This is a genomic window from Rhizobium sp. P1_E6 (genome assembly GCF_056405875.1).
Genome location: NZ_JBFUBG010000004.1, coordinates 126,561 through 139,759 on the forward strand (window position 1 = coordinate 126,561; position 13,199 = coordinate 139,759).

The 13,199-nt window shown below is 61.4% G+C and carries 10 protein-coding genes; 5 read left to right on the forward strand and 5 right to left on the reverse strand.

Annotated elements, in window-relative coordinates:
• Positions 1–7 precede the first annotated feature (7 nt).
• The 4 genes from AC1D35_RS04425 to AC1D35_RS04440 are packed head-to-tail and all read right to left on the reverse strand — an operon-like array spanning position 8 to position 5,146.
• On the reverse strand, positions 8–556 hold the full coding sequence (locus AC1D35_RS04425) for a sarcosine oxidase subunit gamma (protein ID WP_113310335.1): 549 nt from the start codon (positions 554–556) through the stop codon (positions 8–10).
• Entirely contained in the window at positions 549–3,542 is a 2,994-nt protein-coding gene (locus AC1D35_RS04430) for a sarcosine oxidase subunit alpha (protein ID WP_113310336.1), read from the reverse strand. Before AC1D35_RS04430 ends, AC1D35_RS04425 begins: the two co-directional genes overlap by 8 nt.
• The gene (locus tag AC1D35_RS04435) at positions 3,539–3,880 is read right to left on the reverse strand and encodes a sarcosine oxidase subunit delta (protein ID WP_113310337.1); all 342 of its coding nucleotides are present in this window, start codon (positions 3,878–3,880) and stop codon (positions 3,539–3,541) included. The genes AC1D35_RS04430 and AC1D35_RS04435 overlap by 4 nt, the downstream gene beginning before the upstream one ends.
• A gap of 12 nt (positions 3,881–3,892) precedes the next feature.
• Positions 3,893–5,146, reverse strand: coding sequence for a sarcosine oxidase subunit beta family protein (locus AC1D35_RS04440; RefSeq protein ID WP_113310338.1), 1,254 nt, complete (start codon positions 5,144–5,146; stop codon positions 3,893–3,895).
• A gap of 241 nt (positions 5,147–5,387) precedes the next feature.
• On the opposite strand from AC1D35_RS04440, the gene AC1D35_RS04445 reads away from it, so the two are divergent.
• A complete protein-coding gene (locus AC1D35_RS04445; RefSeq protein ID WP_113310339.1) occupies positions 5,388–6,587 on the forward strand; it encodes a FecR domain-containing protein in 1,200 nt (399 codons plus the stop codon).
• 4 nt (positions 6,588–6,591) lie between these two features.
• Here the strand turns inward: AC1D35_RS04445 and AC1D35_RS04450 are convergent, their stop codons facing one another.
• On the reverse strand, positions 6,592–8,763 hold the full coding sequence (locus AC1D35_RS04450; RefSeq protein WP_477938242.1) for a CHASE2 domain-containing protein: 2,172 nt from the start codon (positions 8,761–8,763) through the stop codon (positions 6,592–6,594).
• Between the two features lie 295 nt (positions 8,764–9,058).
• Between AC1D35_RS04450 and AC1D35_RS04455 the strand changes: the two genes are divergently transcribed.
• The 4 genes from AC1D35_RS04455 to AC1D35_RS04470 all read left to right on the forward strand — a co-directional run bounded on the left by AC1D35_RS04455 (position 9,059) and on the right by AC1D35_RS04470 (position 13,181).
• Positions 9,059–10,687 (forward strand): adenylate/guanylate cyclase domain-containing protein, encoded by a 1,629-nt coding sequence (locus tag AC1D35_RS04455; RefSeq protein WP_113310341.1) that lies wholly within the window; start codon positions 9,059–9,061, stop codon positions 10,685–10,687.
• A gap of 181 nt (positions 10,688–10,868) precedes the next feature.
• Complete coding sequence (gene rpsU, locus AC1D35_RS04460; RefSeq protein WP_113296127.1) at positions 10,869–11,081, forward strand: 30S ribosomal protein S21; 213 nt, start codon at positions 10,869–10,871, stop codon at positions 11,079–11,081.
• A gap of 137 nt (positions 11,082–11,218) precedes the next feature.
• Positions 11,219–12,082, forward strand: a complete 864-nt coding sequence (locus AC1D35_RS04465; protein ID WP_113310342.1) for a tetratricopeptide repeat protein — start codon at positions 11,219–11,221, stop codon at positions 12,080–12,082.
• 25 nt (positions 12,083–12,107) lie between these two features.
• Complete coding sequence (locus AC1D35_RS04470; protein ID WP_113310406.1) at positions 12,108–13,181, forward strand: FAD-dependent oxidoreductase; 1,074 nt, start codon at positions 12,108–12,110, stop codon at positions 13,179–13,181.
• Positions 13,182–13,199: the final 18 nt, after the last annotated feature.

Genomic DNA, 13,199 nt, shown 5'->3' on the forward strand with positions numbered 1-13,199 from the left:
GCGGGCTTTAATGGCCCGCATCCTCGGCGCCTTCGGCCAGCAGCCCGAAAACATAGTCCGAAAACGACCGCCAGCACTCCACCCGGAACGTATCGTCCTCGGTGCGGAAGAGCACGATCTCGGCCTTGCCGAAGATCGTCCGCGAGCAGGCGCCCACCGGAAAAACCGCAAGTGAGAGGTCTTGCGGGCAACCGGCAGAAAGGGTCGCTTCCGCACCCGGTCCGGAAACGATGACACCGACGTTGCGGTGGGATACATCGACGGCCGAATGAAGAACGCCGACGCCGCTTAGAAGTGCCGGCAGATCAGCCCCGGCTTCCTCGATAACGAGCCATTCGTCCGGTCCGAGCCAGAGGGCCGAAAGCCCTTCCGAGCGACCGGAGGTCTTTGGCGTCGTGGGCAAGGCCAATCCCAGTGCGGAAGAGAGCGTCTGTACCGATTCAGCCGGCGCACGCAGCGCAAGGCGGCTTGCCACCGGCGCCACCGTCAGGCGCACCGTGGCCGAACCGGCAAGGAGGCCGGAGAGAGCCGGTTTGCGAATTGCGACCTCAGCCATGGATACGGCCTCCTTCCTTGTCAAAGAACACCATATCCGTCACCTCGACCGGGATGGTCCGATCCGGCATGGGCACATAGAGTGTTTCGCCCACCATGTTGCGTCCGCCTTCAACCAGCGCAAAGGCGATCGAGCGGCCGCAATTTTCAGACCAGTAGGCCGAGGTCACATGACCGAGCATCTTCATCGGCTTGGGCTGGTTCGGATTGGCGACGATCTGCGCACCCTCTTCGAGCACCAGCTTCGCATCCTTTGTCGCGAGACCGACGAGCTGCTTGCGGCCTTCCTTGACAAGATCCGGCCGCTTCAGGCCGCGAATGCCGACGAAATCCGCCTTCTTTTTTGAGACAGCCCAGGAAAGCCCGGCATCGTCGGGCGTCACTGTGCCGTCTGTATCCTGGCCGACGATGATGTAGCCCTTTTCGGCGCGCAGCACATGCATGGTTTCGGTGCCGTAGACACAGGCGCCGAGCGGCTCGGCATTGGCCCAGACCGCTTCCAGCACCGACTGGCCGTAATCGGCAGGCACATTGATTTCGAAGCCAGTCTCACCGGTGAAGGAGACGCGGAAGAGACGCGCCGGAACACCCGCCACCTTGCACTCGGCAACACTCATGTGCGGGAAAGCCTCGTTGGAAATATCGAGCCCTTCGACCAGTGGCGCCACGATCTCACGGGCCTTCGGCCCCTGCACGGCGATGACGGCCCATTGCTCGGTCACCGATGTCAGCCATACCTTCAGATGCGGGAATTCCGTCTGCAGATAATCTTCCATATGGTGGAGCACACGCGGCGCCCCGCCGGTTGTGGTCGTCACATGGAAACGGTCTTCCGTCAGACGGCCAACGACGCCGTCGTCATAGACGAAGCCATCCTCGCGCAGCATGATCCCGTAGCGGCATTTGCCAGGCTTTAGCGTATCCCAGGCATTCGTGTACATGAGGTTCATGAATTCGGCCGCATCCGGTCCGACGACCTCGATCTTGCCGAGCGTCGAAGCATCGAAAATACCCGCAACCTCGCGTGCCGTGCGGCATTCGCGGGAAACCGCCTGATGCATCGTCTCGCCGGCGCGCGGATAAAACCACGCGCGCTTCCAGTTGCCGACATCCTCGAAAACCGCGCCCCTGGCCTCTTCCCAAGCATGTAGCGGCGTCTTGCGCGTGGGGTCGAACAAGGCACCACGCGAATGCGCGATCAGCGCACCGTAGGTCACCGGCGTATAGGGCGCGCGGAAGGTGGTGAGACCGACCTGCGGAATATCCTTGCCGAGCGTTTCGGCGGCAATCGCCAGGCCATGCATGTTGGAAAGCTTGCCCTGATCGGAAGCCATGCCATTCGTCGTGAAGCGCTTGATATGCTCGATCGAATGCATGCCCTCGCGCACCGCGAGGCGGATATCCTTGGCGCAGACATCGTGCTGGAAGTCGATGAAGGCCTTGGCGTTCGTATCCGGTCCGGCGCCTTCGGCAGCACCGATCATGCCGCCCGTCCAGTCGAAAGCCTGCTCGACGGAAATCCCGATCTTGCTGCCGGCTTCTCTGCCGACGGCCCGTGCCATCAACTCGCCGGCGGCCAGCGATTCCTCGACGGTCTGCTGCAGGCCATCCGTGCCGTTGCAGGCGCCGACGGAAAGGCAGTCCTGCGCATAGGTACCAGGCAGGAAACGCTGCGTCTCGGCATCGAAGGCGACCTTGCCCCGCGACTGCGAGAAAAGGTGCACGGATGGCGTCCAGCCAGCGCAGACGAGCAGCGCGTCGACGGCGATCTTCCGCGGCGAACCGCCGCCATTGCGCGCGACCGTCATCGAAGAGATACGCAGCGCACCCGACGTGTTGACGACCGACTGACCGGTCAGCACATCGATGCCGAGCGTGCGGGCTTCGGCCAACACTGCTGCTCCCGGCGCCTGCCTGCTATCGACGATCGCGGCGATCGAAACACCCGCCCGCTTCAGGTCGAAGGCCACCTCGTAGGCTGAATCATGGGCTGTATAGATGCCGACCTTCTGGCCGACCGCAACGCCATAATGATTGAGATACATCCGCCCGGCCGACGCGAGCATGATGCCCGGCCGGTCGTTATTCGGAAACACCATATGCCGCTCGATCGCACCGGTCGCCAGGATGACGCGCCTGGCGCGGACCTGCCACAGCCGTTCGCGCGGCAGATCGCGGGCGGGGCGGGCAACATGATCGGTGACGCGTTCGACGAGGCCAATGAAATTGTGGTTGTAGTAGCCGAAGGCCGTTGTGCGGGTCAGGACCTGCACATTCTCCATGCCCGTCAGCCGCGCGAGGGTCTGCTGGACCCAGGCATAGCCGTCGAGCCCGTCCACCTTAACGCCGGTGTCGAAGCGCAGCGCGCCACCTGCTTCCGCCTGCTCGTCACAGAGGATGACTTTCGCGCCGGCCTCTGCGGCGGCCAGTGCTGCAGAAAGACCGGCAATGCCGGCGCCGGCGACCAGCACGTCGCAATGGGCGTAACGGCTGGCATAATGGTCAGGATCGTCTTCGGTCGGAGCGACGCCAAGGCCGGCAGCACGGCGGATCATCGGCTCGTACACGCGCTTCCATGCAACCCGCGGCCACATGAAGGTCTTGTAGTAGAAGCCCGCTGCAAAGAAAGGCGAGAACAGGTTATTGACCGCGCCGACATCGAAGGAAAGCGACGGCCAGCGGTTCTGCGACTTCACGATCATGCCGTCGAAGACTTCCTGCACGGTTGCCCTGACATTCGGTTGCTTGCGGGCGCTGTCGCGCGCGACATCGATCAGCGCGTTCGGCTCCTCGGCGCCAGCCGAAAGAATGCCGCGCGGGCGATGATATTTGAACGAACGGCCGACGAGATGCACACCATGGGCAATCAGGGCAGAGGCGACAGTATCGCCTTCGAGCGCCGTATAGCTCTTGCCGTCGAAGGTGAAACGCGCGGTCCTGGCGGGCGTCAGCCGGCCCTTGCCGACAATACGGTTCGCGCCGCTCATTGGGCCTCTCCTTCAACTGCTTCGTAGGTCTCGACCGGCGCATGCGGCTCGGCCGCAGTTCCGATGTCGGGCCTGGGTTCGCCGGCCCTGTAGGTCATGATGAACTTGTCGCTGATAGTATCGCGCGCCGCGTTGAAGAAGCGCCCGCAGCCGTGCATGTGCCGCCAGCGCTCGAAAATCAGGCCTTTCGGATTGTCGCGCAGGAAGAAATATTCCTCGAACTGCTCATCAGAGATTGAGGCTATATTGGCCGGCCGAACGATATGGGCGTCACCGGCACCACGAAACTCGAGCTCGGAGCGCTCTTCCTGACAGTAGGGGCAGTAAATCAGCAGCATGTCGTCCTCCTGTCAGTGCGCGACGGCGGCAGCGGCCGCCTCGTCGATCAGCCGGCCGGAACGGAAACGCTCCAGCGTCAGCCCAGCATTGAACTTGTGCGGCTCGTCGCGGGCGATCAGGTGCGCGAAGAGATTGGCCGAACCTGGTGTCGCCTTGAAGCCGCCAGTGCCCCAGCCGCAATTGACGTAAAGTCCGGGAACCGGTGTCTTCGACTGGATGGCCGAACGATCCGGCGTATTGTCGACGATCCCGCCCCATTGGCGCATCATCTTCACGCGGCGGAACATCGGGAAGAGCTCGCAGATGGCATCGAGTGTATGCGTGATGATCTGCAAGCCGCCGGTCTGCGAGTAGGAATTATACTGGTCCGTGCCCGCGCCGATGACGAGCTCGCCCTTGTCGGATTGCGAGATATAGGCATGCACCGTGTTCGACATGACGACGCAGGGGAAGATCGGCTTCAGCGGCTCTGACACCAGCGCCTGCAGCGGGCTCGATTGCAGCGGCACGCGCACATCCGCCATCCGCATGATTGTTGTCGTGTGGCCGGCAGCAGACACGCCGACCTTCTTTGCGCCGATGAAGCCCCTGTTGGTCTCGACACCGGTCACACGTCCATCAGCGCCGCGGCGGACGCCGGTGACTTCGCAATTCTGGATGATGTGGACGCCACGGTCGGACGCCGCACGCGCATAACCCCATGCAACAGCATCGTGACGCGCCGTACCGCCGCGGCGCTGCAGGGCTGCACCGTTGATCGGATAGCGCGCGGTCGCCGAAATATCGAGGGGCGGGCAATAGGCCTTGGCCTGCTCCGGCGTCAGCCACTCATTGTCGATGCCGTAAAGCCGGTTGGCATGAATATGCCGCTTGAAGCTTTGCGTGTCGTGCACGTTGTGTGAGAGCATCATCACGCCACGCGGCGAATACATGACATTGTAGTTGAGCTCCTGAGACAGCCCTTCCCAGAGCTTCATCGAGTGCTCGTAAATGTGCATGCTCTCTTCATAGAGATAGTTGGAGCGGATGATGGTGGTGTTGCGGCCGGTATTGCCGCCACCGAGCCAGCCCTTTTCCAGCACCGCCACGTTGGTGATGCCATGCTCCTTGGCGAGATAATAGGCCGCGCCCAGCCCGTGGCCGCCGCCGCCGATGATGATGACGTCATATTCGGATCGCGGCTCCGGCGAGGTCCACTGCTTTTCCCAGCCCCTGTGCCCGCGCAGAGCCTCCCGCGCTACGGCAAAAACCGAATATTTCCGCATCCGCCATCATCTCCTTCAGGCAACGGTATTTTCGTCGTGGCCATACAAATCGCAAATCGAATTGCGGCACAACGGTTCTTTTGCGACGTGAAAGAGCTTTTGTTTTGACACGACGACAGGTGCACCGCCTCCGTTTACGGCTGCCTCCCTTCGCAAATGCGGCATAACCCTTTTCTCACCCAACAGGGCAGGCAGAAGCGGCCGCCTGCAAATGCTAATATTCGGATATGTGGGGTGTCACATGTTGGGTTTGCGTAGCATAGGGATCGCGGGCTTGTGCTTCGCGCTGTTAAGCGCATGGCCTACGCTTGCCGCTGAACCTGTCGGCCAGGCAACCCTCATCAGAACCGAAGTGAGCGGACAGGGTGGCCCGATCATCGTCAACGACGTGGTCCACCGCGACGAGCGCATCCGCACCTCGCAATCAGGGCTAGGTCAGTTCATATTCCGCGACGGTACCAAGCTTGCCGTCGGCTGGGGCTCGTCTGTCGTCATCGACAAATATGTTTTCGACGATACCGATTCCGTCAAACGCCTCTCCATCAAGGCGGCCAAGGGCACATTCCGCTGGGTCAGCGGCAATTCGAAATCCTCCGCCTATCAGATCCAGACCCCGGCCGGCACGATCGGTGTACGCGGCACCGCCTTCGATTTCTATGTCGGCCCCGACGGCACGACAGCCGTGGTGTTGCTGAACGGCGCGGCCACCTTTTGCGGCCCCGGTGGCTGCCGGCAACTGCAGCAACGTTGCGATTGCGTCGTTGCCCGGCCGAACGGCAACATGACGGATACCCAGCCCGTCAACCGCACCGTGCTGCAGAGATTGGGCAACCAGCGCGCCCTCCCCTTCCTCTCCGGCAATCAGAGCCTGACGGGCGGCCTTGGCCTGCTCGGCGGCTGCCGGATGGCCTCGGTCGACCCTGAGCGCAAGGACCGGGTTCGCCCAGCACCGCTGTCACGGGATCCGGATCCGCCGCCCCCACGGCAACTACAAAAGCAGGATGATCCACCGAAGCAGCGGCCGGAAAAACCGAATAACGGCAAGCCCCACCACGACAAACCCCACCATGATGGGCCGAAACATGGCTGGCATGGCGAACACGACAAGCATGGCTGGAAGGATAAGCACGACAGAAACGATCGCCATGGCGATCATGGAAGGCCGGACCGGCACGATAGATCCGATCATGCAGATAGACATGACGCGCCCGACAGGCCCAGCCGTACAGAAAGGGCAGACAACCATCAGGACCGCAGCCATCAGGACGGGCCGGGCAGGCAGGAAAGAAGCGGCGGTGAAAACCCGACCGCCGGCGACGACAAGAGCGCTGGAAGAGACCGGGATCATGACCATGAGCGGAATCGCGGCTGGGGCGGAAATGGTGGCTGGAGCGGAAATGGCGGCAGGGACCGAAATGGCGGCGGGAACCGCAATCGCTGACTGACTATTCCCCTGCCTGCTTTTCCGGCAGGCCGATATCCTCCCGGAAATGATCGTTCCTGCCCGATATCCGTTCGTAGAACTCTGTGAGGCCGGGCAAGACTTGTACCCCGGCGAGCTTTGCAGCACCGATCAGCTTGCGGCTGTTCCTCGAACGCCCGCGCAAGGCGCTCATCACGTCCTCATGGACGAGATGCAGGGCACCGAATTCCGAGGAGGCAGCGACCTTCTTATCGCCGACCACTGCAAAGATCTGCGTTCGGCTGCTCTTTCCCTTGAGCGGAACAGCTCCTGCCTCCAGCAGCGCCGCTCCGCTCTGCATCCGCGCCGTGCTGTCGGAGATCAGGATATCGAAGCCGACGTCCTTGCAGCAGGATTCGAGGCGCGCCGCGACATTCACGGCGTCACCGACTGCCGAATAGTTGAAACGTGTCTTCGCGCCCATGTTGCCGACACAGGCAAGGCCTGTATGGATGCCGATGCCGATCCTCACCTGCTCAGCGCTGCCGAAACCGAAGGCATCACGGGCATTGAGCTCGGCGAGCGTCTCCCGCATGGCGAGTGCTGCCCGCAGCGCTTTTGCTGCATGATCGGAAACATCGACCGGCGCATTCCAGAACGCCATGATGGAATCGCCGATGAATTTATCGAGCGTTCCCTCGTTCCCCACGACGTGACGGCTCAGGGCATCAAGCAGCGTATTCAGGAACTGGACGACGGCGGTCGGCGTCAGCCTTTCACTGATTTCCGTGAAATTGCGCACGTCGACGAACATCATGGTGAGCTCGCGCTCGTCCCCACCAAGCTTCAGCGCGTCGGGCGTATGCTCGATCCGGTGGAGCAGCGAGGGCGAGAGGTAATGGCCGAAGGCGCGCCGCACTTCCCGCCGCTCCCTGTCTATGACGAGGATACGGAACGACGTCGCGGCAAAATGGGTGATGGAACCGCTGATAATAGGCGCCAGCGGATCAAACAGCAGACCGGCATAGAGAAAAGAAAACCACGAAGCAGCAAGCGCCATCGCGGTAATCGCCAGGCCGCAAACCAGCGCCACGGCAGGACTGACGAAGGTGGTGATGATGACGAGCAGGAAGCCGAGCACGGCAATGGAGAGGATCTCCAGCCCGTCGGCCCAGTCCGGCCGTGACAGATAGCGGCCCGAAAGGATCTGCTCGACAGTCTGCGCCTGTAGCGAAACACCCGGCACGTTTTCTCCGAGCGCGGTGGTGCGGATATCCTGCAGCCCGACCGCAGAAGTGCCGACGAATATGATGCTTCCTTCGATCTGAGCAGCGACATCGGAGGCCACGCCGCCGGTTGCAAGGACTTTTCGAGCCGAGACGTAGCGCTCTGCCCGGTTCGGCGTCACATAAAGCCAGATCTCTCCGGCAGCCGTCAGCGGAACGACGAAATCGCCAATCTTCGCCGAGGTGATGATCCCTGCCCGGTCGGGTGCGCCGGCCAGCACATAGGTCGAGGCACCCTGCGCCACCCTCAAAGCTTCGATCGCAAGATTGGGATAGAACTGTTCGCCATCGCTGAGGAACAGCGGCACCGCGCGGACCACCGATGACGGGCTGCCCGGATTGAGACTGACATGGCCAAGCCCCAAGGCATTCGCTTCCAGCCTCGGCCGGAGCGGCGTGGAAGCGTTCAGATGCGGAGGCGCCGACAGCGGACTTTCACCTGTAAAGGCAAAGCCGGCTTTTACCGGTGGCTTGTAGTTGCCCTCATTGGAAAGCCCGAAGCCGAGAACGACAGGCTTTCCTTCGATCGACTGGGCGAAGATCTCGTCATTATCAGGCAGTTGCGCGGCGAGCGATGGATCAACGCCCTCCACCTCCTGGATGACATTGCGCGGGGACATCCGGTCGGGCTCGGCAAAGATGACGTCGAAGGCGATGGCCGCCGCTCCCATGTCGGAGAGGCGCTCAACCAGCGCGGCCAGCCTGTCGCGCGGCCATGGCCACTGACCAAACTCCCGCAGGGAAGCCTCGTCGATATCAACCACTCGAACCGGCACCGCTTCGAAGCTGCGCGGCACAAGGCGCTGATACTCGTCGAAGGTAACGTCGCGGATCTGCTTCAGCACCGGTGGATCGCTTGCCCGGAACATCGTGAGCGCAGCCACAATGATCAGGCCGATCAGCACACCGATCTGCTGCAATCGCGTCATGCGTTCCCGACCTCCCCTCGGGCGGATCCAGGAGCCGTCCCGCCACAGGCAGGCTACGCCTGTTTGACACCAAAGGCCATTCGCTCACTCACAAGCTGAACAACAAAGCGGAATCCGGCTATCGGCATCGGTCAGGTTGTCGCTGAGATGCAACGGCAACACAGCGTGGAATTACTTCCAGATTTGGCCGTCGCTTTTAGCCCGACCTATACGCACCGGCCTTGCCGCGCCTGCGGCGAAATGTTCTTGTGTCTCAGGGGATTTAACAAATCTATCATTGTCGAGGGGATGAGCCATGGCAGATCCGCAAGGAGAGACCACGGCAAGAATTGCCGAAGATCCGGCTTTCAACGCGCGCAGAAGCGGCTACTGGCTGGTCGTCGTCGTGTTGGCGATGCTGGCCGGGCTGCCGCTTGCCGTCTGGCTCGATATCAGTGATCTCTCCGAAAGCGCTCTGCGCCGGCAGGCGCGGGACATGAGCTCGCTCGTCACGAGCATCCGCTCCTATTATTCGGCGAATGTCGTCGGCCGGGTGCTTGCCGCCCATCAGGCGGGCGACGTCAACGGCACCGTCGTCTCCCACAACTACGCCAATATTCCGGGCGCGATTCCGCTGCCGGCGACGCTTTCACTGGAACTCGGAGACGTTATCAAGGAGCAGCAGGCCAATATTACCTATCGCTTCCTCTCCGATCTGCCTTTCAGGAATCGTGCGCCTCACGATCTCGATAATTTCGAGAAGGCGTCGCTGACCTCCCTGCGCGCCAATTCCAGCCAGACGCTGACCGATCTGACACGCATCGGATTTACCGATACGCTGCGGCTCATCACACCCGTCATTATGGGCCAGGCCTGCGTCGCCTGTCACAATACCCACCCCGAAAGCCCGAAGAAGGACTGGAAGGTGGGCGATGTGCGCGGCATCCAGGAAGTCATTATCCGTCAGCCCTATGCGAGCAATATTCTCGCCTTCAAATATCTGCTTTGCTATTTCCTGTTCGTCGCCATTATCGGCATCAGCTTCATTGTCCTGCAGCGCCAGCAGACGCGCGTCATCCACAACGCCAACCGCGACCTGGAGGCGGCAAATGAGTTCCTCGCCAGCGTTTCGCTGAAGATTTCCCGTTACCTGTCGCCGCAGATCTACAAGGGCATCTTCAGCGGTCAGAAGGATGTGGTGGTCCACACCGAGCGCAAGCGATTGACGATCTTCTTCTCCGACATCAAGGATTTCACGGCGACGACCGAGCGCCTCCAGCCGGAAGCGCTGACGGAGATGCTGAACGAATATCTGACAGAAATGTCCACGATCGCTCTGAAGCACGGCGGCACGGTGGACAAGTTCATCGGCGACGCGATGCTGGTCTTCTTCGGCGATCCCGAAACCAGGGGGCCGGAAGAAGATGCCAAGGCTTGCCTGCGCATGGCAGTCGATATGCAGCGCAGGCTCGGCGAACTGAAGGACAGGTGGCGCAGAAACGGCACGGAAGAACCCTTCGTGGTGCGCATGGGGATCAACAGCGGCTACTGCAATGTCGGCAATTTCGGCAGCAACGACCGCATGGACTATACGATCATCGGCGCCGAAGCGAATCTGGCTGCGCGCCTGCAATCGATCGCCCAGGGCGGGGAGATCGTCATCAGCTACGAAACCTATGCGCTGGTGAAGGATATCGTCGATGCCCATCCCCTGCCGCCGATCACCATGAAGGGGATCCAGCGGGAGATCGTACCCTACGCCGTGGACGGGCTGATGCTCGGCGCCGATCACAAGAGCCGAGTTCTAAGCGAGCATTTGGCCGGTCTCGACCTGCATCTGGATATGGCGCGGCTCGAGCCTGCCGACCGGTCCCGCGTGATGGCAGCGCTGAAGGAGGCGATCGCCGCATTGGACGAAACCAAGCCCGAGACGGCGCGCTCCTAGCGCCGTGTAATCATGGGCGGTATTTTTCCGCCTACTCGCACGTGTGCCGTCTGGACTTCACTCACCCGATCTGCTATTTCGCGTAACCAATCGCAAGGCTTCGGCCGCGCGAACGTTATAGTTTTGCCCTGGGCGCTGCGCCGCCTTTCGGCATCAACCAAACCAAAGGAACGTGATTCTCGTGCAGGTACTTGTCCGCGATAACAATGTTGACCAGGCTCTCCGCGCTCTCAAGAAGAAGATGCAGCGCGAAGGCATTTTTCGCGAAATGAAGATGCGCGACTATTACGAAAAGCCGTCAGAGAAGCGTGCTCGCGAAAAGGCCGAGGCTGTTAGTCGTGTTCGCAAGCTGGCCCGCAAGCGCGCGCAGCGCGAAGGTCTGGTTGCACACTAAGGCGGTGCCGTCGTTTTTTCGACGTTTTCAGATGCATGTGTGGCGGGGGCGATAAGTTTCGCCGCCGCCTTTTTAATTTCTGCTGAAGATTACATATCCGCCTTGCTGGATATGCTGCATGGGGAAAGCGAGCCCGAATGGCTGTCATAACTTTGAATCCGTCCCGCTCGCGTTCGCAGAAATCGATCGTGTTAGCCTCGCTGGCGCTTGCCGCAGCGCTTGGCCTTGCCGGTTGTGAAACGACCAACACGTCGGACGCTGTGATCCGCATCGACAAGGCGCAGGGCTCGCAGGAGAACATCGCGTCGCTGACGGCCGTCATCAACGCCAATCCGCGCGATCCGGAAGGCTACAATGTCCGCGGTTCCGCTTATGGCCGCGGCGGCGAATTCCGCAAGGCGCTCGACGACTTCAACACCGCGCTGCAGATCAACCCGCGCTTTTTCCAAGCCTATGCCAACCGCGCGCTGGTCTACCGCAATATGGGCCAGCAGCAGCAGGCGATCGCCGATTACAACGCAGCCCTGCAGATCAATCAGAGCTATGACGTCGCCTATATCGGTCGCGGCAATGTCTACCGCATGGCTGGCCAGGACGATCAGGCCTTCAATGATTTCTCAAAAGCGATCCAGCTCGGCACGACGGATGGCCGCGCCTATCACAATCGCGGCCTGATCTATCAGAAGCGCAATCAGCAGGATAAGGCGATCGACGATTTCTCGAAGGCGATCTCGCTCTCGCCGAATTCGCCCGAGCCCTACAATGGCCGCGGCATTTCCTATATTGCTCTGAACGATAACGACAACGCCTTCGCCGACTTCAACCACGCGATCGAGCTCAACGGCAACCTCGCTGAATCATGGGCAAACCAAGCTCTCGTCTACGAGCGCCGCGGCGAGAAGGACAAGGCCATCCGCTCCTACCGCCATGCAGTCGGCCTAGATCCGAAATACCAGCCGGCCCGCGATGGGCTTGCCCGCGTCGGCGGCACCGCCGGCTGACGGATATCAGGAAGAGGTAGCGGCGATGACAGCGAAACCGCATGTGATCGTCGTCGGCGCCGGCATCGTCGGCGCCTCCATTGCCTGGCATCTCACACGCAAGGGTGCAGCAGTCACCGTCGTCGGCGAAGAACTCGGCGGTGTGGCGACACCCTGCTCCTTTGCCTGGATCAATGCGAGCTGGGGCAATCCCGAATTCTATTTCCATTTTCGCCGCAGGGCGATGGCCGAATGGAAGCGACTGGCACGGGAACTGCCCGGCTTGCCGCTTTCCTGGTGCGGTGGTCTCTGCTGGGATGCGCCGCCGGCCGATCTCGAGGCCTATGCCGAAGAGTATGGCCGTTGGGGCTATGGTATCAGCCGGCTAGGCCGTGAAGAAAGCGCGCTGCTCGAACCCGGCCTTAGCGAATATCCGGATTTCGCCCTCCATGTGGCAGAAGAAGGTGCGGTCGAGCCTGTTGCCGCTGCGCGCTTGCTGCTTGCGGACGCCGAAGCGCGCGGCGCGACGTTCGTTCATGCCACGGTCAACGGTCTGCTGCAGAGCGGCGGACAAATCGTCGGAGTTGTTACGTCAGCAGGCATGCACGAAGCCGATCATGTCGTGCTAGCTGCAGGCGCAGGCGCAGTTCCGATCGCTGCCTCGGCGGGAATCACATTGCCGCTCTCCACGCCCGCCGGCCTGATCGTGCACTCCCGTCCTGTCTCGAAACGCTTGAACGGCCTCGTCATGACACCGCGTCTGCATATGCGCCAGACGGCGGAAGGCCGTATCATCGCCGGCACGGATTTCGGTGACGGCGATCCCGGCAAAGACCATCAGGCAAGCGCTGCCGAACTCTTCGCCCGCGTCAAGGCGATGATCGCAGACAACGGCGATTTGACGTTCGATTTCTTTACTGTCGGCTATCGCCCGACACCGGCTGACGGCTTCCCCATCATCGGCAATGCAGGCCGGCCGGGTCTTTATTTCGCGGTGATGCACTCCGGTGTCACACTTGCTCCGCTTGCCGGCCTGCTTGTTGCAGACGAGCTTCTGTCAGGCAAGACTGACGAAAGCCTCATGCCCTTTCGGCTGCAGCGCTTCACCGACAGAAAATAGTCGAAAAAAATCGACGAT